Below are 24,281 nucleotides of genomic sequence, written 5' to 3' on the forward strand. Positions count from 1 at the left end.
ATAAATAGTCGTTATAGACTTAGCTGTAACTTAAGAGCATATTTTAAAAGCTGTATATCTTCATTAGAGATAACGTTAATTTTAGATTTTAATCTTAATTTGCTTACTGTCATTATTCGATCAGTCATGGCTTTACCTTTTTTGCTACCTATCATTACGTAGGCTTCACAAGGATAGCATTGATCGATGTTACTAGTTAAAGGTATTACTTGCACACGATTTAATGAAGCATTTGAGTCATTATTGCCGGTCTTACCTTAGCGACTTCCCACCTAACAAAGGATTCAAGTCGACCACCATACCTCAGCTCTTTTCATAAAAATCGCGTTCTATTAACCCTTCTACCCACTCATTGGCCTTCTCCTCAGCTTTTGTATCTTGAGCCATGGCTTTGTAAGCGGCTCCAAGCTTCCCATTAATTACATAAGGTTTTACACAAGTTGCTCAATAAATTTGCTAATTTTATGTTCACCTATTACAGAATAAAGCCTATAATAAACCGCTTCATCTATAGTAATTGTCAATTTCTTCTGCATAAAATACTCGTATACACGTGTGTTACACGTATGATATCATATATATAAATTAATCAACATAAGGATTATTTACTTTAGTAAACAAAGATAATAGCTATGAAAACTGACCACACAGGCAATAAGCATGATATTTTAAGACACCAGTTTTTGTTGGTAATTCTCTTTTAATTTTTGAAAATCCTCATCGGCATGGTATGAAGAACGGGTTAGCGGGCTTGCCGAAACCATCAAGAATCCTTTTGTTTTTGCTAGTCGCTCTAGATATTTAAACTCTTCCGGCGTAACATATTTTGCGACCTCAGCATGATTTTTGGTAGGCTGCAGATACTGCCCGATAGTTAGGAAATCAACCTTTGCTTCTCTTAAATCATCTATAACCTGTACTACTTCATTTATTTCTTCCCCAAGTCCTACCATCATACCGGATTTTGTAAAAATTTCAGGAGATAATTTTTTAATATTATGAAGTAAGCTTAAAGAATTATAATATCTAGCCCCCGGTCTAATCGTTTTGTATAAAGACGGTACTGTTTCGACATTATGGTTAAAAACGTCAGGTTTTGCGTTTGCTATTATTTCAGCTGCTCCTTCTTTTCTTAAAAAATCGGGTGTTAGAATCTCAATAGTAGTATTTGGCGATGATTTTCGGATTTCGCTAATACACTCCGCAAAATGTGACGCTCCGCCATCCTCAAGATCATCACGATCGACGGAAGTAATTACTACATGCTTAAGATTTAGCTTTTGTACCGCCTCCGCTAACCTTTGCGGTTCATACGGATCAAGTAAATCCGGTCTACCCGTTTTAACGTTACAAAACCTACAAGCTCTAGTACAAACCGAACCTAAAATCATCACAGTTGTATGTTTTTTTGACCAGCACTCACCAATATTAGGACAAGCAGCTTCCTCGCACACAGTATTTAATCTCAGATTCTTTATTAAATCTTTTGTATTATAGTACTCTGTAGAATTAGGAGCTTTTACTTTTATCCAATCAGGTCGTTTATTTAAATTAGCCATAAAACGGAAATAATTCAATTAATTTTGTCACTTCATTTAATACTTGCTGCTCAAGAGCGCTATTATCTTCATTATTTTTTAAGCCGTCTAAAATATCTGCTACCATATGACCGACTAATACAAAATCCTTTTCCTTAAAGCCTCTAGTAGTACATGCTGGAGTACCAAGGCGAATACCTGAAGTGATAAAAGGCGAAGTTTCATCAAACGGGATAGCATTCTTATTACACGTAATCCCTGCTCTATCCAAAGAATTTGCGGCAAGCTTACCAGTGATTCCGTCTTTACGCAAATCCACTAAAACAATATGATTATCGGTACCACCTGTTAATATATCATATCCTCTTTCTTGCAAGCTACTTGCTAAAGCTTTAGCGTTACTTATTACCTGCTGAATATAACTTTTATATTCAGGCTGCAAATTTTCTAAAAAAGCTACGGCTTTTGCAGCTATTATATGCATTAACGGACCACCTTGTAGTCCTGGAAATAATGCAGAATTTATTTTGTGACCTATCTCTTCATCGTTAGATAAAATTAAACCGCCTCTTGGACCTCTAAGTGTTTTATGAGTAGTAGAGGTAACAGCGTGAGCATAAGGAATAGGGCTTTGATGCTCACCTGTGGCAACAAGTCCTGCAATATGAGCAATATCTGCCATAAAGTAAGCTCCTACTTTATCCACGATTTCTCTAAATTTTGCAAAATCAATATTACGAGGATAAGCAGAAAAACCGGCTATAAGTAATTTTGGTTTATGCAAATCCGCTAAGCGTTCAATCTCATCATAATCGATTAAATAAGTCTCTTTATTTACGCTATAAGAAACGGCGTTAAACCATTTACCAGACATATTAGGAGCTGCACCGTGAGTTAGATGCCCGCCGCTATCTAAGGACATACCAAGCACCGTATCACCCGGCTGTAATAAAGCAAGATATACAGCCTGATTTGCTTGTGATCCTGAATGAGGTTGGACATTTGCATATTTGCAGTTAAAGAGTTTTTTTACTCGTTCTATAGCTAAATTTTCAGCTTTATCTACTTCCTCGCAACCGTTATAGAATCGCTTACTTGGGTATCCTTCGGCATATTTGTTAGTCAGAAGCGCCCCTTGAGCTTCAAGCACAGCAGGACTTACGAAATTTTCTGATGCAATAAGCTCGATTACACTACTTTGACGTAGCTTTTCATGCTTTATTATTTCATTAATCTCTTTATCCGTTTCGTGTAAATTATTATTAAAAATATTCATTCATCCTCATATTTTTTTGGTTTTGTTGTGTGGATATCTAATCATCATTGCGAGGAAAAATTGAAAATTTTGACGAAGCAATCTCATACCAAAATCCTTAGATTGCCACGCAGCCTACGGCTGCTCGCAATGACGGTTATTTATAAAATTAATCGCAATCTCAAGCCCCCGTCCATCTATTGAATGAGCAAGAGACGTTAATTTATGTCCGCTATGCTCTATATGCAGCTTAGATAAATAGTTTGAAGCATTATACATCTCGCTAACACCGACCACCTCATCTAATTCCCCATGAATCAAGCATATAGGAGTAAGCTTATTATTAACTTCCATAGGTGGAATTAATGCACCCGCAAAACCTATAGTACAGAAAAACGGCTCTTTTTGAACTAGCGTTAAATATAATCCTATCATCGTACCTTGAGAAAAGCCAATAATGATAGTATCTTTATTGGTTAGATTTAACTCGTCCTGCTTTTGCTTTATTATATCTTCAACCTTAGAAATATTATTTGCAATTAGCTTTGCCATAATATGCGGGCTGCGGTCTTGCAAACTAAACCATTGTCTACCATAAGGCATCATATCATAAGCCTCAATACCATGCGGGGAAATAAAATGACAATTGGGTAAATAATTTTTGATATAAGGCACAAGTCCTATTAAATCATGTCCGTCCGAGCCGACACCGTGCAGTAATACTACTAGCTTCTTCGGCGGCTGCTCTTTACTTTCTACTTCGGGGTATTCTAAATATTTGCTCATGTTTTTATATGTTTATGTACTTAAAATATTAAGGTTGAGTAGTAGTGAAGGTCAATTTCAAAAAGAGCAAGGAGTCTGCAAGGCGAGGAGCGGAACGTATACTGAATACGTGAACACCGCAGCACTTACTAGACGAATACGCCAATTTTTGAAATTCACCGAGTATACGCTTTCAACATCTTCTCAAGTTCTCCACTTTGATATAACTCTCTAGCAATATCACACCCGCCGACTAATTCTCCGTTAATGTATAATTGTGGGAATGTCGGCCAGTCGCTAAATTTTTTTACATCTTCACGTAATTCAGCATCAAAAAGTACATTAATATCACGAAATTCTACACCTAATTTATTCAAAATAGCTACTACGGTTCCTGAAAACCCGCATGCAGGCGACTTTTTAATACCTTTCATGAACAATACTACTTTATTATTTTTTATCTCATTTTCTATAAATTTAAAATTTTTATTTTCTAGCATTTTAAGACTCAATAATTTATCTTCTAAAATACACTTTCTATAGCAATATATGCAAGCACAAATAGTGAATAAAATTTTTGAGATTTTTAGCAAGAATAATCCAAATCCGAAAACCGAATTAATATATAAGAATGATTTTACCTTATTAGTAGCGGTAATATTATCTGCTCAAGCCACCGATATATCAGTAAATTTAGCAACTAAATCTTTATTTAAAACTTATGATACACCAGAAAAAATTTTAGCACTCGGCGAAGAAGGACTTAAAAAATATATAAAATCTATAGGACTATTTAACAGCAAAGCAAAAAATATTATCGCATTATGTAAAATATTGATAAGCAATTATCAAGCTTCAGTACCGAATGATTTTAAGGCATTAATTAAACTACCGGGCGTTGGCAGAAAAACTGCTAATGTTGTACTAAATTGCTTATTCGGCATGCCTACAATGGCAGTTGATACGCATGTCTTTAGAGTAGCCAACAGAATCGGGCTTGCTAAAGGCGGTACTCCCGAAATAGTAGAAAAAGAGCTACTGCAGATTATCGATAAAAAATGGCTAACGCATGCCCATCACTGGCTAATTCTGCACGGCAGATATATATGCAAAGCTAGAAAACCCGATTGCGACATCTGCCCTATTAAAGAGTATTGCGATTATTATTTTAACCTTAAATAATGAGTTATAGTAAATCTTATAAATTACCAATTATTTCTGAATAATATTCATGTTCTATAGAATTAGGTTTAGGATCAAGTGTTGCTAATGTTTCTAAATGACAAGTAACGAACGGTGCACCTTTTACCTTGCCCCCTGCATAGATACGGATGTTTGCAAAACCAAGCGAATTCTCCTTCAATTTGTGCACTAGTTAATTCATGTAATATATTACCGTTTTTATCATAAAGACTAAATAAAGTTTAGTCATTATCCTCAACAAGTTTTATAGGGGTTTGTTTATTATCTAAATTTTCTTGCTGATGTCCTATATATATTTTATCTAAAACTCCTTTTTTCTCATATTCTTTAAGAATTATTTGTGTCATTTCTTTTACCGGTACAGTAATCATATATGCTTTTTTATTAGAATAAATATCTTTGGCACAGGCGGCAATAAAACTATGAAGTTTAACTACAAGATTTTTATGTTTTATAATAAAAGGTTTTTCTTGATATATTGGAAGTCTTGCTATACCAGAATGCGCAATAAAGCTTGCATTTTGAGAAGTCAGCATGGTTATAAACATCTCTATAGATGAAATATCACGCGAATCATATTTTATTGGAAACAAAGGCTACATAATACATAGGTTAAGCCTTGATCATGATAATCTAAGCTAGCGGAAAAGGCATACTTCCCCTTAAAACTTTTTATCACCAGATCATTACCTTGATAAGAACTTTGAAAGCTACTCTGCTTACCCAAAAAATCTTGCCAAGCAGACATATTCGCTCCGTTGACTTTTACCATATAAAAATGTAAATCATCTTCCTGTTTATAATGATGAATTTCTGAATTTACTTTTTGTATTTGTGTCTCTTGTAACTTTTTAAAAATACCCTATAAATCAGAACATTTTATCTATTTTACTGAAATTATACTTAGAACCAAGCCGTAAAGCTCACCCATATTGCATTTCGATTCCATCCGGGGTTTTATCTTCTTTACATACAGCTTTTATAAATTGACTTAACTGTTCTTCATCTTTAGTAAAATTATTTTTTTTAAATCTCTCTAAGAATTTTTTTAATAAATCCTCTTTTCCACGATCTGTCATATTAACATCAATATGATTAGTAATATTTATGCCTGTTTTTAATCTTAAATTCAAAATATCTTCCATATATCTATAGCAGGTATAAATTTCTATAGTTTGGGGCTTAAAAGATGAATTATCATTTAATTGCAAAATAAAATCATTTACTTCTTTCCAATGTTCATAAGTTGATATATCAAGAGCGATAATTTTATCCTTTACTATATAAGGATTTTGAAGAAAATTAAAAATCTCTTGTAAGCTTATTCCCTCTAAATTTGTACAATCTAAGACACCGTCTTTCATAAAAGATAGTGCTTCTTTCAATTGATCATTAATTTTTCTTTCATTTTATAAATCTTTTAAATATTAATTCTTAAAGCAATACTAAAAATTAATATTTTATCAACAAAATATCTTATGTGATTATAAAGATACGGCTAAGTGATGTGTACAAATACTTTAAATTTTAATATATTTTCAAGTTGACAATTTGTTGCGTACTTCATAACATCTAGGCTCAATTTGATAAAGGTAAAATTTATGCGTTCAGCACTTATAACTTCTATATTAGTAGCTGTAGCTTTCTTAACAAGTGCTTGTAATACAATGCAAGGTGCAGGTCAAGATATGCAGGCAGCCGGTAAAAAACTTAAAGATTCGGCAGAAAGCAATAAGCCTCAAAAAGGTTGCGGCTGTCCTCACAGCTCAGCTAACTAAATATACTGTTTTTTATAATGGGTCGTCTGCCGATTCTTCATTTACTCGGAGTATATATCGCAGACGACTTTTTATTTTTCTGCCTTATCGATTTCTGCTTTTAGCTTTTCTATTTCTTCTTTTGAAAGTTTAGTATATTTAATTATTGTTTCTAGAGGCTCTTTATCAATTAGCATTTCTTTTGCTATTTCAATATTTCTTCTAGCTTCGCCTTCAGCTCTTCCTTCCTCTTTCATCTTTTTAAAAGCACTAGTTTCAATTCTAAGCAACTCTAAACGATTTTCATATTCCTCTCTTTCTGCATCATTTAAATTTATTACCTCAAGCACGGTTAATGCTTTTTTCAATACATCATTATCCAATTCTTTCGGTAAATTATCTTTATTTAATAAATCATTACGTGTTAAAAATGCTAGCCATATATCTAAAGCATTTTTAACTTTTTAACTTTCTTGACGACATCAGATAACTCCTCCTTAGGATGCTTAGCAAATTTATTAATCTCTATAGTATGTAACTCTATATCTTTAAAATATACTAAACCACTTTTTACTTCCTTTAACTGAAAGGAATTATGATATGCATCTGTATCTGTAATACTGGTAAAGTTAAGTATGTGTATCCCTATTGTTTTATTTAATGCCACATAATCTGATCCCTCTTTCAGTTGCTTCGTATACAGTTTCGCCCAGTAATACAAAGCTCTTTTATCGTAATCCACTTCATCGGTTACTTGGATTGCGATTTATACCTTTTACTGCTTTTACTTTTGGCTTTTATATCAAGTATAGATAGTTTATCGGCTTTAAAATTCTTTGGATTATACGGATTAAGTAATGTTACTTCTACAATCTGATCTTTCTCACTTACTATCGAATTAATAAGCGATATCAATAAATCTTTATTTCTCTTCTACTCCGAAGATTTTTTTAAATGCTAAATCTACTCTCGGATTAACTTTTAACATATTATTATGTTACTGAATGTGATCTTCTCTTTATTTTAGCATATTCTGAGGTAAATATTCTACTATAAATTTATATTAAATCTTGTGCTTATTCACCAATCTATATATCTCTTTTTTACTATAAACATCTTTGAATTTGTCATAAACAAGTTCGGTAGTAGTTTTGCTACTTAAGTTTTTACTTAAGCAAAGTTCTATAAATTTTTCTAAATTTTTGTGTTGGTTTTGTTCCTGTATATTTCCTGAAATCAACAATACTATCTCACCTTTTAAAATATTATTTTGATAGAACTCTATTATTTCATCTATATCCCCTGTTTTTATTTCTTGATACAGTTTAGTTAACTCACGAGCTACACATATTTCTCGGTTTCCTAGTATTTCCTTAGCTACCGATAAAGTATTTATCAAACGAGGAGCCGTTTCAAAAAAAATCAAAGTAGCCTTAAGATTTACTAGTTCAGAAAAAATCTTTTTCTTACTTTCTATAGTTTTAGGTAAAAACCCGTGAAATAAAAATCGATCAGTAGGAAAAGCCGATAAAGTTAGAGCAGTAACCGGTGCAGATACTCCCGGTACTACGTCTATATGACAATTAAGATTGCGTATACCTCTAACTAACTTATAGCCGGGATCGGAAATTAAAGGAGTCCCTGCATCAGAAATTAAGCTTATTATATTGCCCGATTTTATTAAACTTATGATATTTTCTCTATCTTTCTCGTCACTATGATCATTATAAATTTGTAATTTTGTATGAATATCATGTTTTGCTAGCAATTTTTGTGATATTCTAGTATCCTCGCATAAGATAACATCCGAATTTTTTAAAGTCGATATAGCACGAAGCGTTATATCTTCAAAATTACCGATCGGTGTTGAAACAATATATAATCCCGGTTTGGAAAGATATCTAATCATAGTTTTTTAATTTTAAGTAACATTATGGCTAGTATAAAACATAAACTACGAATCGTTCTATCATTTTTTTGCTTGATATATTTAACGTCCTGTCAAACTCCTAAAGAAGAACCTATAAGTTTTCCTAAAAAAGAACAAACAGAAATTGAGATTGCAATTTTAATGCCAAATCAGGGTCCTGATAGTATTGTCGGGAAACAATATAAAGATTTAATTAAAATGGGACTTAACGACGGAATCAAATCTTACATACATGTTACTTCTTACGATGGTTCAGACGAAAAAAACGTTTTAGCCGCTATGGATAAAATAGTAGCACGTAAAACTAAAATTATTTTAGGTCCTCTATATTCTAACTTTACCTCTCTAATAGCCGAAAAAGCAAAGGCAAATGATATTATTATAATAACTATGTCAAATAATCCGGCTCTTGCAGAAGATAAATTATTTGTATTCGGTCATGCACCTTTAAAACAACTGATACGTATCATTAATTATTACGCAAGTAACAACCATAAAGATTTTATGGCATTATTACCTAAAGGGAAGCATTCGCAAACTATTAGTCAAGTAATGCAAAATATATTGATTCAGAACAATGCATCATTATCAAGCACTGAATTTTATGAGGATAATCCTGAATCTATAGCAAAAGCTGCAAGAAATATTTCAGACAATACCGATATTATAAATGAACGTAGCGACACGACAAAACCGGTTATTTATCTATCAGACGATCCAAAAAATTTAAACCTACTCGCTGATAGTATTCGTAAATATAATTTAGATAAAAAGGCTATTTTAATCGGTGATCATCGTATTGATATCGATTACCCTGAAAATATCGATATTAGCTTTACCGGCTCTTTAAATTTACTCAATAGCAACGTTCCGGATAGGGCAAAAGACTTAGGTATTAACCATATAGGCTTCATGCATCTTCTTTCTTATGATTTAGGACGTATGACTGCAAACTATATAGGCAATGAATTTGCATCTGAAAGGTTTTTAAATAGAATGAACAGTAGACAACCTTATATAGGTTTATCCGGTAATATTTATTTCATCGATGGAGTAGCTCAGAGACGATATGATATTATTAGGAAAAAGAATGGGATATATTCTACTGTTTCAGAAAATTAGGGCGTTGTTGTATCTTGGTCACTCAGTGACCTGACCATGTGTTGTACGAATGTTCAGGATGTCATTCCCGCGGAAGCGGGAATGAACATTGAGTAGGTTTTTCAAGCCATGCAACAAGGCGGGTCAAGCCACAGGATAACAAAGGGACACTAAAGATTAATTATTTATTTTTATCATTATCACTACCGTCGTCTTTCATGCCGTCTTTAAACGCTTTAAGACCTTTAGCAAGATCGGACATGACTTGCGGTAATTTGCCGGCACCGAATAATACAAAAATAATTAATAAAACTATTAATAAATGGCTAAAGCTCATTCCCATGATATTTTTTTTGCTGTATAAGTTAAAATTTAATTATATAAGATATTATAGCTCTAATCTAGGATAAAATAATTAAAGAAATGTTTACTAAAAAACAATTTTCAGAATTTGTTGCTACTTTTTTTTATATCGGGAAAATAAAATACTGCCCAGGCACTTTTGGATCGATTGCTGCTTTCCCTCTAACTTATTTCTTAATATATTTTATTGTTAATAACAAAATAATCATTCCTTTCTTAAGTCTTACTCTCGGTGAAGCTCAACTTGTCAGTATATTTATTATAAGCTTTAGCCTATGTTTGATACTCTTAATACTCGGCACTTATTTTACTAAAATATATTTAAATTATACAAATTCAGAAGACCCTAAAGAAGTGGTCATTGATGAAGTAGTAGGGCAAATACTAACTATTGTTTTAGTATTTTTTTCTGCTTTATTTGCTAATGAATCGTATTTAATTAAATATTTTAGTCCGCTCACAATAAATATTATATTACTTTTCGTATTACCTTTTTGTCTATTCCGATTTTTTGATATAGTAAAGCCCTGGCCTATTAATTGGTTGGACCAAAATATTAAGGGCAGTATCGGCGTTATGCTTGATGATTTGCTAGCCGCAATATTTGCTGCGGTAACTCAATACGCAATTATATTTGTGTTAATAGATATTCGACAATAGATTTGCTATAAAAAAAGATCATTGACTAATTTCTAATATAATAATATGATACGATAAATATTTATAAATTTTTAAAGAGATAGTTTTCATGTTCGCAGTTATAAAAGCAGGTGGAAAACAATATAAAGTAGACAGAAATAGTATTATTAAAGTCGAAAAAATTGATGGAGAACTTGGCTCTAAAATTCAGTTTGATCAAATTTTAATGATTGGCGAATACTCAAAGCCTTCTTTTATTGGGACTCCAATAGTTAAAGGGGCTGTCGTTACGGCTGAAATTACTAACCAACTTAAAGATAATAAAATTATAGTCTTTAAGAAAAAGCGTAGAAAAAATTATCGTCGTAAAGCCGGTCATCGTCAAGAATTGACGGAATTAAAAATATTAGATATTACCAAACAATAATAATAACTTAAAAGGAATTATAAAATGGCAACCAAAAAAGCCGGTGGTAGTTCTAGAAACGGAAGAGACTCGGCCGGTCGAAGGCTAGGAGTTAAAAAAGCCGATGGACAATATGTAATACCCGGTAATATTATAGTTAGACAACGCGGCACAAAAATTCATCCTGGAATGAATGTAGGGCTTGGCAAAGATCATACAATATTTGCTTTGATAGAAGGTAGAGTAGAATTTTTAACTAAGCGAAATCATAAAATCGTGAATGTTAAAGAAATTGCAAGTACTTAAGTATTGCGGTTTGATCTACTAGTGTTACGTGGAACGAAAAATGCTTTTTATGGCATTGTTACGTTGATTGGTAAAATCCACTTGGTCACCCCGTGGCTTGACTAAAGGGTCCATAAAAATAATTTAAAGTACTAATAATATTAGTATTTTAAGCTGGATCTCGTAATCAATCGCGAGATGACAATTGAAAACCGTTCCACACAATAATGTCTGTAAGTGCGCTAGATGACGACAGGCGGAAATTAATTATATAACATAATAGTATATTAGGCTTTCTTTACTTATGGCCTTAATAATTCAAAAGTTCGGTGGCACTTCCGTTGCAAATATTGATAGAATAAAAAAAATCGTTCCTATCATAAAAACCGAAATAGCTAAAAATAACCAAGTAATTGTAGTGGTTTCGGCTATGGCAGGTGTTACTAATCAACTTGTCACATTGTGTAATGAAGTATCAAGCCTTAATAACATTTCTCAATTTGCAGAATATGATGTAGCACTTTCTAGCGGTGAAATAGTCACTGCTTCATTACTAGCGCTCGCTCTTCAAGAAGAAGACATAAAGGCGCGATCATTTCTAGCTTGGCAATTACCGATGCTCACCGATAATAATCATAGTAAAGCTTTAGTAGAATCAATTACTACAGATTTACTAGAAAAATATTTACAGTTAAATACCATCCCTATAATAGCCGGTTTTCAAGGAATTAACAAATCCAATAGGTTAACTACTTTGGGCAGAGGAGGCTCTGATACTACTGCCGCCTTAATCGCTGCAGCTATGAAAGCCGATAGATGTGATATTTATACCGATGTAGAGGGAATATTTACTGCTGATCCAAGAATTATTCCAAATGCCAAGAAGATAAAAGAAATAGATTTTTTAGAAATGTTAGAACTAGCATCAAGTGGAGCAAAAGTACTACACCCTAGAGCCGGAGAGTTAGTAATGCGGTATAAAATAGATATGCGTGTTCTGTCAACATTTTCACAGGATACAGAAGGTACGTTAATCACTTCAAAGGATAAAAATATGGAGAATGGGATTATTAACAGCATTACTTCTAATAAAAATTTATTAAAAATATCTGTAAAGAGCATGTCTTTAAGTTTTTTGCAAGTTGCAAATATGATTACACAAAATAATAATCATATTGAGTTTATGCAAGAAATAAAAAATAATGAAGAATATAGTTTTATTACAAATTTAACCGATAAAAATAATTTACAAGCTTTACTGACTAATTTAAAAGATGATAAGCAGATACAAGATTTTACTTTTGATACCGAAATTGCTACAATCTCTCTTATTGGTTATGGGATTAAAAATGATTGTAAATTACTTGAAACGATATTATCAAAGTTAACGAACGATAATATAAATGTTCACATGATACAATTATCAGCAGTTAAAATTACCTTATTCATAAATGATCAAGATGCAGAAAAAACAATTTTTAATTTATATAATCTTTTTAAAATATCTTAGATTCTGCATCTGAAATTTAATTTATAGAAAAAGAAGTGGAACAGACATGGCTCATACTACAAAAAATTTTATAATTTGTGACAAAAAAAGTTAAAATAGATTAATTTAAATTTCATATATAAGACCTAAATACTTAATTCAATAGCTTAAATTTATTATTTTCATTATAATTATCTTCTATTTACTATTTATTAGTTATATATTAATAAATAAGTCCAAGAGACTATCTATGAAGTTATTTGCACTCTCAATTTTTAGGAGTAAATTTTACAGGAAAAAATAATGAGCGAAGATATAAGGTCAAAAGAACTATTTAATCGGATTAACGATATATCAGAAACAAATAAAGATGATCCAGAAGAAATTAGAAATAATTTTAAAAAATTTGTACTGAATATATTAGAAACAGACAATATAACCCCGTATAAGTTAAGTGAAAAAACAGGTACTCATGAAACAGCGTGGAAAAATTTTCTAGATGGTCGTACAAAAATGCCTGATATGGGAGCAATTGTTGCTCTTGCAGATTATAAAAATGTTCCACTAGATGAAGTAATAGGCAGAGATATAAATAAAGAAAAAAAGATAACGGTAGAAATAAAACAAACTCCGGAAATATCGGCATCTATAGCTAAACTACCAAAAGATATACTGCAAGAAGCCATGTTGATAGGAGAAAAAACTAGAGAGGTTATTCATAAACCAACAAATAAAAAGACAAAATCTTTTGCTGAACAAGTTAAAAGCTCTAATAAACCGAAAGGAAGGTCTATCTAAATAAAAATATGTTTTTCAATATTGAGCCTAATATAAAACTTAAAGCCTTACTTGATATTCTAAAATGGAAAATAACTTCAAAACGACCAAAATGGCCGACAACACTGCCGTTTACTTCCACTGATATCCCACCACAAAAAATAACTAGCAGTAAAAATACACAGCTCAATCTCGATCGCTTCAGACAAGATGAATTTAAGGACAAATCTGCACAGTGTACATTAGTACGTGACTACAGACGAGTTCCACAAAATTCATTAGTATCAAGCGATCGAGATGACGCTGTACGAGTAGCCTACGTAGGACATGTAACCTTTTGAATTCAAATAGACGGTTTAAATATCTTAACCGATCCGGTATGGTAGGAGCGGGTTAGTCCTTTTACTTTTACAGTACCAACGAGAGTGGTAAAACCCGGTATTAATTTTACCGATTTACCTAAAATAGATGTTATATTAATAAGCCATAATCACTATGACCATTTAGACATCAGAACAATTAAAGATTTATGGGTACAAGATAAGCCTAAGATTATTACACCGCTAATGAATGACGTAATAATCACAAAACATATTACCGATGCAGAAATTGTTACCTTAGGGTGGGGAGAGTCATATAAAGAACAAGAAATACAGCTAAATTCAAAAAGTTTCTAAGAAGATGAAATTAAAGGCGATGTAGAATTTTATTTAGAACCGACACAGCATTGTCGGCTAGAGGAATATTTGATAAAAATAAAGCATTATAGGGAACTTTGATCATTAAAACTAAGATAGGAAATATTTGTTTTATAGGTGATGCGGGTTATAACGATAATCTTTTTAAAGAGATCGGGAAAAAACATAATATTTTAATAAGCCTTATTCCGATAGGGGCTTATGAACCAAGATGGTTTATGAAACCGGTGCATATGCATCCTGAAGAAGCCGTATTTACTCATTTGGACTTAGGCGCTAAAAATATTTTCTATAATTAGCTGATGAAGCATTTAATGCCGCTCCTTTGGAACTCCGACACACTATGAAAAAACATAATATTGATGAAAATAAGTTGATTACCCCTGAAATAGGTGAATTTTTCCTATTTGATAAAAATGATTTATAGTTTATGCACTTAAATTAGATGTGTTTTGTCTACCCATACTATATGTTTTACTGGATCCCGTGAATAAATCACGGAATGACAGAGAGGAATAATAAGCCACACCAACCACCCCTGAACGACACAAAATTCAGTTTATAATGGAGATAAAAGCATATTTATTACTGAATAAAAATTGCCAATTTCTGATTTATCACGAGAAGAGAAAATAGAGCTACTAAATGGTTGTGCTTGGGGCGTTGCATTAGTCCATAATATTCTACCACTTTTTGCTTCTACTATTCCTATAGACATAAATATATTATCTACATTACTTACTGAACAACCCAAAGCACTCATTAAAAAGTCACATGTACGAGCTCCATTAGTCTTTATCATTTGCACATAATGAAGCAATACAAATATATCAGCTCCTGTTTTTTCTCCTAACATTATAACAGGTTCACCTATATTTTGAGTCATTGAGAAAGCTTTTCCTTCAGGCCATAATAAAGGCGTATATAAAGCAGTATAAGTATTATTATAGGAGCTACGGAAACGAGATACTAAATCATCAAGCTTTTGTGTTCTAATATCTTTGTTATACAATAGCTTAACTCTTAAACCATTCTTCTGCATTGCTAAAGAAATTTCTTGCTTCAACAATTCTTCCAAATGATCTTCATAGTTATATTTACGTTCTTTGCAATGACCAATATCTAACGTATATACTTCCGTTTGCATCGGTAAAACTAATATTTCCTTGTATACATAAGATAATAACAATTATAGATTTATGAAAAATTTTATGCATAACATTTAAAGTTATCGTCAAGATTTATTTTTTACCTATTACGGTTAAATAATATGGTCATAGAATAAGCAAGTACGGCAAACATGCAAAGATATAAAATCGGGAATAGGTTAAAATCAAATGATTTTATTACCTTTGCACAAATATAATTAGCAGTACCGGACATTAACATTGAGCCGATATTATGTCCTAAACTTATAACACGATAGCGTTCTTTAACTACAAAAGACTTAATAACTATACTATGAGCAAGAGAATTAAAAGGTGCAACTGATGCAGCTAACATTAAACTAGCTGCAAGCCCTAAATTAGTCATTTGATATTTTACTGCTATCACAAAAAATACACTTGCTGTAATAGTACATATAAATGCGATTTTTAATACTGAATTAGCTCCTAAGCGATCGGCAATAAAACCGGCAATCGGCATGCAAACAGCAAAACATATTACTATTAAGACCGAAAAAGCACTCATAATAATACCGACTGAAGGTAATACGATCGGTAAATATTGCTTCATAAAGATGATCGCAATTTGATATGTTGCTCCAAAACCTCCGGCTAAAAATATTAACCGTGCAATATTTTTCCATTGCTTTTTAATTATAGAGCTAAGTTTTTCAATAGAATCTTGGCTATAGTGTGCTTTTTTAAACTCCGGTGTTTCATCAAATTTCCGGCGATAATAAAGAGTTATTAATGCAAGTGGTAAACTTAGTAAAAACGGAATACGCCAACTCCACTCCGGAAAAATATGAGAATTAAAGAAATTAGTTGCACCGATTCCGCATAATAAACCCATTACTCCTGTACATCTAGTGATTGCCGAGGCAGTAAATCGGTATTTTGCTCCTAAATGTTCAATAACATAAATCGCTGCACCGTCATATTCCCCTCCAATAAAAATACCTTGCATGAAGCGACATAAAATTAAAATTATTGTACTCCAAACTCCTATCGAGGAATAATCAGGCAATAAACCTATTATTAAGGTAGGGATTACAATACCGATAATCGTAAAACTTAAGGCTTTTTTTCGACCGTATATATCCCCTATACGTCCAAAAATATAAGCACCCATAGGCTTTGATAAATATGCTGCTGCATAAACGGCAAAAACATTTACAAGCTTTGTTAATAGATCAGTACTGACTGAAAAGAATTTATCAGCGATAATTGCCGCTGAAAAACCATATAAACTATAGTCGTAATATTCAATAATAGTGCCTAAAAAAGCACCGAGAACTTTATTGCGTGATTTTGTTTGTTTCATTTTAAAGGTATACTGTGAGTAAACGAAAAGTAGGTAGACGACGAAGTTTAATTTGGAAAAGAGCAAGGCGTCTTGAAGCTGATAACCGCAGTGTACATACTAGTACGTGAGGATTATCAGCAAAAGACAACGTAGCCAATTTTTCAAATTAAACGAGTATACATGACCGCTTTGGCCGTTACTTAAAATCCTTCAAAGACCTTTATGTAAAGGTGGACTTCATATATCTAAACTGAATTAGTATTAGACAGGGACGATGTCCTAAAAGTTAGTGGTAGTCCTAGGTTAATATTAAGCTCACGAACCAAGCAGCTAAGAGCTAGTATATCACTTTCCCATTTTACGTGCAAGGTTTTCTAGGTAACCTGCTATAGTAGTTAAGGTTTCTGCGAATTTTTCTTCGTCGGGATGATTTTTTTGAAGACCATTTTTATTAAGTTTTTCTGTGAGACTAGCTATTTCAGCTTGTGCATTAAGTAATGCCATAACTAATAATAGCTCAAAAGAGGCTGTGGGACTACCAAGTTTAATTTCCGCTATTTTATCATTCAATTTATTCGCTAAAGATAGTAATTCTTCCTCATCTCCATTATTACAATATAATTGAAAACTCTTGTTATTTAATGTTACCGTAACAATTGACATAATTATTTTTGCTGTTTTTTTATTTCTTCAAGTTCATTAATATAAATGTTAATTTGATCTAGCATTATTATATAATTATCTTTTAATGCTTTATTTTCGTTTTGTAATTTTTGAACTTCATTTTGATTATTTACAAGCATACTCAACAAATCATCGAGTTTATGTTCTACTTCTTCCATTAATTTCTTTAGACTGCTTACATAACTTGCTTCTAAAGGTAATTTGTACGTCGATCCCGTACTCGCATCCTCAAGTACGTCTATGTACGCTGCGGTGCCGCGTTCCGTGTCTCCTTCAAATGCCTCTTTATTAGCTTCATTCTGTAAGCAGTCTAATATTTCATTATCCATTTTTGTTTAAGCGTTAATTATGAATGGATGACTTACAATAATAATTGATAACATTATAATAGATATAAGTACTAATTGTTTTTTACGTTTATAATTTATCACCGTAGCTCTTTTATTATTTAATAATTTTTCGGTTTCGTTCTGTTTAGTAGTTTCTATCTGCTCTGCATTTCTATCTTTTACATTAAGATAATCCAAGTATAATTTTAAGTAACCTCTTACGTATACTTCTCCCGGTAAAGCATCAAAATCACCCTCTTCTAAAGCTACTAAATATTTTTTTCTAATTTTTAAATCACTAGATACCTGATTTAAAGTTTTACCTGAATCTAACCTAATTTGCTTAAGCATTGACGACGTAATTTACTCAAGTTTTTGTAAGAATATTTCAAATTTCTTGTTTGCTAAAATAATTATATTTAAGTCTATAGTTTCTTGAGCTTTAATTTCTTTAATAAAATCAAGCAAATTTCTAACTAAGTTATTATTATAATTATCAATCCATAAATCTAAATCAATAGTTGTTTTAGATTTATTAATTATTTTTATTAATAATCTACGTTGTTTGTCATATAAATCATCTTTTAGCGATTGAATACCTAAGCGACGCCAAAATGAATCGTTCAATTGCCTATCACAAGCTTTACGTAACCAATCAAGACTAAACATATCACTTATAACAAAATAAGCTTTTGCTATCTCTTTATTATTCCCTGAAGTCTGTTTTGTTACATATATAATGTCAAATACTGAAATTAAATTGTCAAATGTAGCGATAGTAGCAGCCAATGATTCCTCTACCCCGCTAGTGGTATAATAATTTAATTTTTCTTCAAATCTTATTTTAGTTTCTCCGACTAATAAAGTATCTACCGTTTTTCTTAAGTTTTGTGCAGGAACTCTAAACTCTTCTATAGTTTCACTAATATTAATAGGATGTTTTAAATTTTTAATAAACCACGCAATACCTCGACGCATTAATTTCGTTATTTCGGTAAACATGTCGATTTTTACATTGTAATCAATATTAGTAGGTAGCTTACTTATCGTTTCCCATATATCATCAAGATCAAAAATTTCACAAATAATGGTATATGACCTTATTATATCACAAAGAGGAGCCCCAATCTCACGCTTTACAATACTAATAAGCGGTCCTCCAAGCTGATTCATTATTTTATTTATAGTAACAGTTTTAATAATCTCATGTTTAAGTGGATGAGATAAAATTTCATTACGAAACTTTTTTTGCATCATTTCAGGAAAATAATCTATAAGATATGCATCAAAATATTTATCATGGGAAAAAGTAGAATTAATTAACTCATGATAAGCAGATCTCTTACTATATGATAGCAATATGCAAAGCTCAGGACGAGTTAATACTTCACCGCTAATAGCTCTGCTATTCAATTCTTCTGCACTAGGCAAGAATTCATTTTCCCGCTCTAATACTTTTTCTTCTTCTAAAATATCTATAAATTGACTAAGTATATTAACAGTTAAAGTAGGAGATAGTTGCATAATTGTTATTGCTTCGGTTTGCTTATAATTATCAAGTAATACTAACTCCTCAACTTGCTTTGTCATATCGTTTAGAAGTTTATTACGTTCTTCTAAAGTAATTTTTCCTGAGGTTATCGCACTACTTAAAGCAATCTTGATATTTACCTCATGATCGGAGCAATCAACACCTGCTGAATTATCAATAAAGTCAGCATTTATGCGCCCGCCTTTTTTAGCATATTCAACTCTACCTCTCTGTGATACCCCAACATTACCGCCTTCTGCTATAACTTTTGCTCTAATTTCTTCACCGTTACATCTAAGGTTATCATTTGCTTTATCACCGATTTCTAAATTATTTTCCGTTTTAGCTTTGATATAAGTGCCTATTCCGCCATTCCACAATAAATCAACATCTGCTTTTAAAATAGCTTTAATTAATTCTTCCGGTGATAATTCATTATCATTTATATCAAGTAATTTTTTAATTTCCGGCGATAATTTTATTAATTTACTACTGCGTTCAAATACTTTGCCTCCTTTAGAAATAAGCTTAGAATCATAATCAGACCAATTAGACCCCTTTAAATTAAATAAACGCAAACGCTCATTAAAACTTGATAAAGGATCAGGAGTAGGATCAATAAATATATGTTTATGATTAAAGGCAGCAACTAACTTAATAGTCTCTGATCTGAGCATACCGTTACCGAACACATCTCCCGACATATCTCCTATACCTACGACGGTAATAGGGTCTTTTTGGACATCTAACCCTAAAGTTTTAAAGTGGTTAGTTACGGAAATCCAAGCTCCTTTGGAAGTAATAGCCATTTTTTTATGATCGTAACCTGCAGAACCACCGGAAGCAAAAGCATCATCAAGCCAGTAATTATATTCTCTTGCCACACTATTAGCATAATCCGAAAATGAGGCTGTACCTTTATCGGCAGCAACCACTAAATAAGGATCTTCTTTATCATAAATAATAACGTCTTTTGGATGTACTACTTTACCGTCAATGATATTATCAGTTATGTCTAATAAACCTCTAAGGAAATTCTTATAGCATTCTACCACTTTTTCCATATATTCATCACGAGTAAGCCCTTCCTCAGTAAAATGAACATAAAATCCGCCTTTAGAACCGACAGGGACAATAACAGAATTCTTAGTCATTTGTGCTTTCATAAGCCCAAGGACCTCAAGCCTATAATCTTCTGCTCTATCCGACCATCTAAGCCCTCCGCGTGATACGGGCCCGCCTCTTAAATGCACAGCTTCAAAATTTCTAGAATAAACAAATGCTTCGGCAAACGGAACAGGTTTAGGTAAATCCGGTACTTTTGAAGAATCAAACTTAAATGAAAAAATATGTTTATGTGGTTGATAGTAATTTGTTCTAGTAATAGCATTAACTATACCAAGCATATTACGTAGTACTTTATCTTCACTACTCATCTCAACGGTTACTAAGTAATTATTTAGTTTATCTTTAATTACGTCACAATTATTATCCGAATGTTTAGGATTAAATTTTATATCAAATAGATTTACCAACATTTTTGTATATTCGGGATGTTTAAGTAACGTTAACTGTACATAGCCTTTACCGTAACTAAATCCCGTTTGATGTAAATATCTTGTTAAAGCTTTGACGAGTTTAACTTGCTTCCAATTAAAACCGGCAAGCACTATTAATTTACTTAAAGAATCATTAGCAAGCATCCCAAGTGCCATTTTGTCTAAAGCTTCTTCAACATTTATTTTTAATTCGGTAATATTATCCTTTACAGGTACAATAGAAGTTAAGATAAAATTATATATCCAGCTTTCTTTGATTTCGAGAGCCTCCTTAATTGCAAAAGTTTGTTCATCAATTGCTTTAAAACCTAAATTTTCTATTGGCGGCAATATGTTAGAAAGTGCAAGTTTTACTTTTGGACTATATATTTTTAAGTAAAATTCCGTTTCATTTACAGAAACTAGATTAAACATACATTTTTGTGACTTACTTGCTTCCGTTAGATATTCAATATCTACTAAAGCTATTTCCGGAGAAAATTTTTGCCGATAATCTGCCGAAAAAACATTATCAAAAAGCTTTAAATTAATACCTGTTTGATACTCGCCGAATTTTTTAGAAAACTTAAAATAAAAATCTTCACTCCAACATGTAGAGATACGATCTAAATCTTGCTGTATTATTTCTGCTTCAAAATTTATTTTATGTTCCCCTTGTGCTTCAAGCGTTACAAAAAGATAAGAAAAATTACCGGCTACTTCGGTGATATAGTTGGATAAAATTTTACTACCGAATTTTTCTGCTAAATAACAATCTATCATATTATGGATTTCAGCCGTTAAACGTTCTCGTGGCAGAAAAATTATGATATTAAGAAAAGAACTAGACCAATCATATTGAATAAATAATTTAAGCTTCTTACTCATCATACTTGAGAGCATATGTAAACACATACAATATAAATCGCCTTGATCAATTTGTATTAAAGCTTCTCTCGGTAACGACTCCATTAAAATTCTTAACTTATCGGCATTATAACCAGATAATGCAAAACCGGCTTTCTCAATTACAAAATTAAATTTTTGTCGTAGGATTGGAATATTACTTATTGAATGGTAATACATATTTGAATTATATATACCGAAAATTATACTTCCCGAAATATATTCACCCGAAGAGTCAAAATTTTTCACTAAGATATAGTCGATTAAATTATCTGAATGGATAAGCGACGCACTATTTATTTTACCGAGTATTATTAATTGATTTTGATATAAAGGATTAGCAGAACATTTTATAATATCATCAATCTCGTCTTTTACTTCTTGCCATATTTGTGCTGCTCCTATTTCATTGCTTAATTTTAAAGATTTTACTTCAAAATCAAGAGTCCCTAATAAAACCAAATTATCGTTTTGTAACCAATTTAAGAATTCTTTAGCCTCTTTAAAATTTAATTTATAATTATCAATTATATTTTTAGATAAATCTTGTAATTTTGTGCGTAATTGCGGTAAATGGCTATAGCTTTGCTCTAACTTTTCTAATCTTTCATTTATAGCCTCGGTTAAAAATGTAGTAGTTTTATCGTCAAAATTTCCTAAAATGGTTAAATGTAGTATTGAGTCTGATTTTTCATCCGACACAGAATTTTCTAATATTTTTTCTAATTCTCCTTTACTATTTCGGACACAGTTTATTACCGGATGGAGTAAAAACTTAGTTTGTAAATTCATGTTTTTAAGCAGACATATGATAAAATCAACAATATGCGGCTTATTATCAAGTAATATCAAGACATTTATTGCCGGATCATTTTCGATAACTGCCTTTGTTATTGCTATTTTTCTTGCTCTTGCTATCCTTTGCTTAAAAAACTTAAAGGCTTCATCTGCAAAATTTTGGAATAATTTTGCTCTATTCTCAAAATCATAATCTATCGGAATATAATTTAAAAACTTTTGAACAAAATCTATATATATGGAACTTGACTCACGTTCCTTGCTAAGTTCTAGAATTTTAGTGTTATAATTCGGGATTTGACAATTTAAACGGCTAAAGTTTAAAGAGGTTGTTTTTGGGGTCATGATTTTCTTAAATAATAATATGATTATTTCTGTTGTTATTATATTATATAAAATAACTTAAGCAAGAGGCATAGAAAATAAGTGGAAACGATATTTGCACAAAGCTCTGCATTCGGTAAAGCAGGCGTAGCAGTTTTTAGGATTTCTGGTCCTAAAAGTTTAGAAGTTTTACAGCTACTTACCGGTAGAAAGGACTTTAAATCGAGATTAATGTATTATCAACAAATTACAGTCCCTGAAACTAAGGAGCTAATCGATAATGTTATGGTTGTTTATTTTAAGTCACCTGGTAGCTTTACCGGGGAAGACGTAGTCGAAATTCACACGCATGGCAGTAAAGCTATATCTATAATGCTGACAAATGCATTATTAAATATAGCTGGTATTCGTTTGGCAGAAGCAGGAGAGTTTACCAAAAGAGCTTTTTTAAATAACAAACTTGATTTAACAGCAACAGAGGGGATAGCCGATTTAATTAATGCCGAAACTATAATGCAGCATAAGCAAGCCATTAGACAAGCAAGCGGCAAACTTGAAGCATTATATAATAATTGGCGTAGTCAGCTTTTAAAAATTCTCTCTCTGCTTGAAGCTTATATAGATTTCCCGGATGAAGATATACCTGATACCGTCCTTAATGAAGTTACTAATACTCATACAATTCTTGTAAATACAATATCGGAATATCTTAATGATAACAGAAAAGGAGAATTACTACGAAGTGGTCTTAAGCTTGCAATTATCGGTCCGCCAAACGTTGGTAAGTCTAGCTTACTAAACTTCTTAATGCAGAGAGATATAGCGATTGTCTCAAATATTGCAGGAACTACTAGAGATATAATTGAGGGACATTTAGACATTGGCGGCTATCCTATTATTTTACAGGATACAGCAGGTATAAGAGAAGAAAGTAGTGACATTATCGAGCAGGAAGGTATAAAACGAGCTATAAATTCAGCTAAAACAGCAGATATTAAAATTATAATGTTTGATGCCGAAAAATTAGACTCCTCTATAAATGAAGATATTATTAATTTAATTGATGAAAATACTATCACAATAATTAATAAAATCGATTTAATCGAAGCTAGTAAAATCTTTTCTATTGAAAATAAATATAAATGCTTAAGAGTTTCAGTAAAAAATAATATTGCTCTTTCAAGTATATTAAAAAATATTGAAAATATTGCCGAAAATATGACAGGATTGACCGAAACTCCTTATATAACAAATCAGCGTCATCGTAACTATTTACAACAAGCTCTCTCACATTTAACGGCTTTTAGCTTAGATAATGATTTAGTTCTAGCAACTGAAGATATTAGAATGACGGCACGCTGCATCGGTGCAATTACGGGTGTTATCAACGTAGAAGAAATACTAGGCGAGATCTTTAAAAATTTCTGCATAGGTAAGTAATATTGTATAGCTCGTTCTATGTCATCCCCGCAAGGTATTATTGCATGGACACC

Annotated in this window: 30 protein-coding genes, 1 other RNA gene and 1 pseudogene; 12 read left to right on the forward strand and 20 right to left on the reverse strand. The window is 31.8% G+C overall.

Annotated features, from left to right (window positions below):
- Positions 1-11: 11 nt before the first annotated feature.
- From RSA_RS05675 to grxD, 5 genes and pseudogenes are all read right to left on the reverse strand, one after another.
- Positions 12-233, reverse strand: a pseudogene (locus RSA_RS05675) (type II toxin-antitoxin system PemK/MazF family toxin); the annotation flags it as partial.
- Positions 234-668: 435 nt separating this feature from the next.
- Positions 669-1,559, reverse strand: a complete 891-nt coding sequence (lipA, locus tag RSA_RS05680; protein WP_012151263.1) for a lipoyl synthase — start codon at positions 1,557-1,559, stop codon at positions 669-671.
- Positions 1,552-2,814: a serine hydroxymethyltransferase gene (gene glyA, locus RSA_RS05685; protein WP_012151264.1), complete on the reverse strand. Its 1,263-nt coding sequence runs from the start codon at positions 2,812-2,814 to the stop codon at positions 1,552-1,554. Before glyA ends, lipA begins: the two co-directional genes overlap by 8 nt.
- Positions 2,815-2,928: 114 nt before the next feature.
- Positions 2,929-3,579 (reverse strand): hydrolase, encoded by a 651-nt coding sequence (locus RSA_RS05690; RefSeq protein WP_012151265.1) that lies wholly within the window; start codon positions 3,577-3,579, stop codon positions 2,929-2,931.
- 155 nt (positions 3,580-3,734) lie between these two features.
- The gene (grxD, locus tag RSA_RS05695) at positions 3,735-4,058 is read right to left on the reverse strand and encodes a Grx4 family monothiol glutaredoxin (protein WP_014364987.1); all 324 of its coding nucleotides are present in this window, start codon (positions 4,056-4,058) and stop codon (positions 3,735-3,737) included.
- A gap of 49 nt (positions 4,059-4,107) precedes the next feature.
- On the opposite strand from grxD, the gene nth reads away from it, so the two are divergent.
- Positions 4,108-4,740 (forward strand): endonuclease III, encoded by a 633-nt coding sequence (nth, locus tag RSA_RS05700; protein ID WP_012262578.1) that lies wholly within the window; start codon positions 4,108-4,110, stop codon positions 4,738-4,740.
- Positions 4,741-4,756: 16 nt separating this feature from the next.
- Here the strand turns inward: nth and RSA_RS08645 are convergent, their stop codons facing one another.
- The 3 genes from RSA_RS08645 to RSA_RS05715 form a co-directional block, all read right to left on the reverse strand.
- Complete coding sequence (locus tag RSA_RS08645) at positions 4,757-4,930, reverse strand: hypothetical protein (protein ID WP_155114822.1); 174 nt, start codon at positions 4,928-4,930, stop codon at positions 4,757-4,759.
- 52 nt (positions 4,931-4,982) lie between these two features.
- A complete protein-coding gene (locus RSA_RS05705) occupies positions 4,983-5,354 on the reverse strand; it encodes a hypothetical protein (protein WP_041472361.1) in 372 nt (123 codons plus the stop codon).
- A 330-nt stretch (positions 5,355-5,684) separates the two neighbouring features.
- Positions 5,685-6,146, reverse strand: coding sequence for a hypothetical protein (locus RSA_RS05715; protein ID WP_231284224.1), 462 nt, complete (start codon positions 6,144-6,146; stop codon positions 5,685-5,687).
- 216 nt (positions 6,147-6,362) lie between these two features.
- Between RSA_RS05715 and RSA_RS05720 the strand changes: the two genes are divergently transcribed.
- Complete coding sequence (locus tag RSA_RS05720) at positions 6,363-6,539, forward strand: entericidin A/B family lipoprotein (protein ID WP_012151273.1); 177 nt, start codon at positions 6,363-6,365, stop codon at positions 6,537-6,539.
- A gap of 71 nt (positions 6,540-6,610) precedes the next feature.
- Here RSA_RS05720 and RSA_RS09750 read toward each other — a convergent pair whose 3' ends face one another.
- The 4 genes from RSA_RS09750 to rsmI all read right to left on the reverse strand — a co-directional run bounded on the left by RSA_RS09750 (position 6,611) and on the right by rsmI (position 8,427).
- Positions 6,611-6,901, reverse strand: a complete 291-nt coding sequence (locus tag RSA_RS09750; RefSeq protein ID WP_014363254.1) for a hypothetical protein — start codon at positions 6,899-6,901, stop codon at positions 6,611-6,613.
- A 62-nt stretch (positions 6,902-6,963) separates the two neighbouring features.
- Positions 6,964-7,260, reverse strand: coding sequence for an Rpn family recombination-promoting nuclease/putative transposase (locus tag RSA_RS10080; RefSeq protein ID WP_041472363.1), 297 nt, complete (start codon positions 7,258-7,260; stop codon positions 6,964-6,966).
- A gap of 8 nt (positions 7,261-7,268) precedes the next feature.
- Positions 7,269-7,433: a PD-(D/E)XK nuclease family transposase gene (locus tag RSA_RS10085; protein WP_012151275.1), complete on the reverse strand. Its 165-nt coding sequence runs from the start codon at positions 7,431-7,433 to the stop codon at positions 7,269-7,271.
- A gap of 148 nt (positions 7,434-7,581) precedes the next feature.
- Complete coding sequence (gene rsmI / locus RSA_RS05735) at positions 7,582-8,427, reverse strand: 16S rRNA (cytidine(1402)-2'-O)-methyltransferase (protein ID WP_014364990.1); 846 nt, start codon at positions 8,425-8,427, stop codon at positions 7,582-7,584.
- A 24-nt stretch (positions 8,428-8,451) separates the two neighbouring features.
- Between rsmI and RSA_RS05740 the strand changes: the two genes are divergently transcribed.
- A complete protein-coding gene (locus RSA_RS05740) occupies positions 8,452-9,570 on the forward strand; it encodes a penicillin-binding protein activator (protein ID WP_012151278.1) in 1,119 nt (372 codons plus the stop codon).
- 160 nt (positions 9,571-9,730) lie between these two features.
- On the opposite strand, the gene RSA_RS05745 is transcribed toward RSA_RS05740, so the two are convergent.
- On the reverse strand, positions 9,731-9,892 hold the full coding sequence (locus RSA_RS05745) for a twin-arginine translocase TatA (RefSeq protein ID WP_004997483.1): 162 nt from the start codon (positions 9,890-9,892) through the stop codon (positions 9,731-9,733).
- Between the two features lie 80 nt (positions 9,893-9,972).
- Here RSA_RS05745 and RSA_RS05750 point away from each other — a divergent pair, with 80 nt between their 5' ends.
- From RSA_RS05750 to RSA_RS10095, 8 genes are all read left to right on the forward strand, one after another.
- Positions 9,973-10,572: a phosphatidylglycerophosphatase A family protein gene (locus tag RSA_RS05750; protein ID WP_014363256.1), complete on the forward strand. Its 600-nt coding sequence runs from the start codon at positions 9,973-9,975 to the stop codon at positions 10,570-10,572.
- An 88-nt stretch (positions 10,573-10,660) separates the two neighbouring features.
- Positions 10,661-10,978, forward strand: coding sequence for a 50S ribosomal protein L21 (gene rplU, locus RSA_RS05755; RefSeq protein WP_004997480.1), 318 nt, complete (start codon positions 10,661-10,663; stop codon positions 10,976-10,978).
- Positions 10,979-11,002: 24 nt separating this feature from the next.
- Positions 11,003-11,263 (forward strand): 50S ribosomal protein L27, encoded by a 261-nt coding sequence (rpmA, locus tag RSA_RS05760; protein ID WP_012151280.1) that lies wholly within the window; start codon positions 11,003-11,005, stop codon positions 11,261-11,263.
- 283 nt (positions 11,264-11,546) lie between these two features.
- Positions 11,547-12,752, forward strand: coding sequence for an aspartate kinase (locus tag RSA_RS05765; protein ID WP_014364991.1), 1,206 nt, complete (start codon positions 11,547-11,549; stop codon positions 12,750-12,752).
- Between the two features lie 282 nt (positions 12,753-13,034).
- On the forward strand, positions 13,035-13,529 hold the full coding sequence (locus tag RSA_RS05770; RefSeq protein ID WP_014364992.1) for a helix-turn-helix domain-containing protein: 495 nt from the start codon (positions 13,035-13,037) through the stop codon (positions 13,527-13,529).
- An 8-nt stretch (positions 13,530-13,537) separates the two neighbouring features.
- Positions 13,538-13,849: a palindromic element RPE3 domain-containing protein gene (locus RSA_RS05775; protein WP_014364993.1), complete on the forward strand. Its 312-nt coding sequence runs from the start codon at positions 13,538-13,540 to the stop codon at positions 13,847-13,849.
- A gap of 84 nt (positions 13,850-13,933) precedes the next feature.
- Entirely contained in the window at positions 13,934-14,185 is a 252-nt protein-coding gene (locus tag RSA_RS10090; RefSeq protein WP_014364994.1) for an MBL fold metallo-hydrolase, read from the forward strand.
- Positions 14,186-14,283: 98 nt separating this feature from the next.
- Entirely contained in the window at positions 14,284-14,505 is a 222-nt protein-coding gene (locus RSA_RS10095; protein WP_014364995.1) for an MBL fold metallo-hydrolase, read from the forward strand.
- A 260-nt stretch (positions 14,506-14,765) separates the two neighbouring features.
- Here the strand turns inward: RSA_RS10095 and RSA_RS05795 are convergent, their stop codons facing one another.
- The 7 genes from RSA_RS05795 to RSA_RS05820 all read right to left on the reverse strand — a co-directional run bounded on the left by RSA_RS05795 (position 14,766) and on the right by RSA_RS05820 (position 22,809).
- Positions 14,766-15,353 carry a hypothetical protein gene (locus RSA_RS05795; RefSeq protein WP_014363261.1) on the reverse strand — a complete coding sequence of 196 codons (588 nt, stop codon included), beginning with the start codon at positions 15,351-15,353 and terminating at the stop codon, positions 14,766-14,768.
- Positions 15,354-15,454: 101 nt separating this feature from the next.
- Entirely contained in the window at positions 15,455-16,696 is a 1,242-nt protein-coding gene (locus tag RSA_RS05800; RefSeq protein WP_014364997.1) for an MFS transporter, read from the reverse strand.
- A 159-nt stretch (positions 16,697-16,855) separates the two neighbouring features.
- Positions 16,856-17,014, reverse strand: a non-coding RNA gene (gene ssrS, locus RSA_RS08040) — 6S RNA.
- A 9-nt stretch (positions 17,015-17,023) separates the two neighbouring features.
- Complete coding sequence (locus RSA_RS05805; RefSeq protein ID WP_014364998.1) at positions 17,024-17,341, reverse strand: cell division protein ZapA; 318 nt, start codon at positions 17,339-17,341, stop codon at positions 17,024-17,026.
- 2 nt (positions 17,342-17,343) lie between these two features.
- The gene (locus tag RSA_RS05810; RefSeq protein WP_014364999.1) at positions 17,344-17,691 is read right to left on the reverse strand and encodes a palindromic element RPE1 domain-containing protein; all 348 of its coding nucleotides are present in this window, start codon (positions 17,689-17,691) and stop codon (positions 17,344-17,346) included.
- A gap of 6 nt (positions 17,692-17,697) precedes the next feature.
- Positions 17,698-18,042, reverse strand: a complete 345-nt coding sequence (locus tag RSA_RS05815) for a helix-turn-helix domain-containing protein (RefSeq protein ID WP_014365000.1) — start codon at positions 18,040-18,042, stop codon at positions 17,698-17,700.
- A 12-nt stretch (positions 18,043-18,054) separates the two neighbouring features.
- Positions 18,055-22,809 (reverse strand): NAD-glutamate dehydrogenase, encoded by a 4,755-nt coding sequence (locus RSA_RS05820; protein WP_014365001.1) that lies wholly within the window; start codon positions 22,807-22,809, stop codon positions 18,055-18,057.
- A gap of 81 nt (positions 22,810-22,890) precedes the next feature.
- Between RSA_RS05820 and mnmE the strand changes: the two genes are divergently transcribed.
- A complete protein-coding gene (mnmE, locus tag RSA_RS05825) occupies positions 22,891-24,228 on the forward strand; it encodes a tRNA uridine-5-carboxymethylaminomethyl(34) synthesis GTPase MnmE (RefSeq protein WP_014365002.1) in 1,338 nt (445 codons plus the stop codon).
- Positions 24,229-24,281 lie beyond the last annotated feature (53 nt).

This window comes from Rickettsia philipii str. 364D (assembly GCF_000283995.1).
In the GTDB taxonomy this organism is placed as follows: Bacteria; Pseudomonadota; Alphaproteobacteria; order Rickettsiales; family Rickettsiaceae; genus Rickettsia; species Rickettsia rickettsii.

Coding starts and splice junctions, on each gene's coding strand:
- RSA_RS05750 (WP_014363256.1), top strand. CDS start 9,973: ATGTTTACTAAAAAACAATTTTCAGAATTTGTTGCTACTTTTTTTTAT.
- RSA_RS05815 (WP_014365000.1), bottom strand. CDS start 18,042: ATGCTTAAGCAAATTAGGTTAGATTCAGGTAAAACTTTAAATCAGGTA.
- grxD (WP_014364987.1), bottom strand. CDS start 4,058: ATGCTAGAAAATAAAAATTTTAAATTTATAGAAAATGAGATAAAAAAT.
- glyA (WP_012151264.1), bottom strand. CDS start 2,814: ATGAATATTTTTAATAATAATTTACACGAAACGGATAAAGAGATTAAT.
- RSA_RS05805 (WP_014364998.1), bottom strand. CDS start 17,341: ATGTCAATTGTTACGGTAACATTAAATAACAAGAGTTTTCAATTATAT.
- rsmI (WP_014364990.1), bottom strand. CDS start 8,427: ATGATTAGATATCTTTCCAAACCGGGATTATATATTGTTTCAACACCG.
- rplU (WP_004997480.1), top strand. CDS start 10,661: ATGTTCGCAGTTATAAAAGCAGGTGGAAAACAATATAAAGTAGACAGA.
- RSA_RS05795 (WP_014363261.1), bottom strand. CDS start 15,353: ATGCAAACGGAAGTATATACGTTAGATATTGGTCATTGCAAAGAACGT.
- RSA_RS05820 (WP_014365001.1), bottom strand. CDS start 22,809: ATGACCCCAAAAACAACCTCTTTAAACTTTAGCCGTTTAAATTGTCAA.
- rpmA (WP_012151280.1), top strand. CDS start 11,003: ATGGCAACCAAAAAAGCCGGTGGTAGTTCTAGAAACGGAAGAGACTCG.
- RSA_RS05800 (WP_014364997.1), bottom strand. CDS start 16,696: ATGAAACAAACAAAATCACGCAATAAAGTTCTCGGTGCTTTTTTAGGC.
- RSA_RS05720 (WP_012151273.1), top strand. CDS start 6,363: ATGCGTTCAGCACTTATAACTTCTATATTAGTAGCTGTAGCTTTCTTA.
- RSA_RS05690 (WP_012151265.1), bottom strand. CDS start 3,579: ATGAGCAAATATTTAGAATACCCCGAAGTAGAAAGTAAAGAGCAGCCG.
- nth (WP_012262578.1), top strand. CDS start 4,108: ATGCAAGCACAAATAGTGAATAAAATTTTTGAGATTTTTAGCAAGAAT.
- RSA_RS05765 (WP_014364991.1), top strand. CDS start 11,547: ATGGCCTTAATAATTCAAAAGTTCGGTGGCACTTCCGTTGCAAATATT.
- RSA_RS05740 (WP_012151278.1), top strand. CDS start 8,452: ATGGCTAGTATAAAACATAAACTACGAATCGTTCTATCATTTTTTTGC.
- lipA (WP_012151263.1), bottom strand. CDS start 1,559: ATGGCTAATTTAAATAAACGACCTGATTGGATAAAAGTAAAAGCTCCT.
- RSA_RS05810 (WP_014364999.1), bottom strand. CDS start 17,691: ATGGATAATGAAATATTAGACTGCTTACAGAATGAAGCTAATAAAGAG.
- RSA_RS05775 (WP_014364993.1), top strand. CDS start 13,538: ATGTTTTTCAATATTGAGCCTAATATAAAACTTAAAGCCTTACTTGAT.
- RSA_RS05770 (WP_014364992.1), top strand. CDS start 13,035: ATGAGCGAAGATATAAGGTCAAAAGAACTATTTAATCGGATTAACGAT.
- RSA_RS05745 (WP_004997483.1), bottom strand. CDS start 9,892: ATGGGAATGAGCTTTAGCCATTTATTAATAGTTTTATTAATTATTTTT.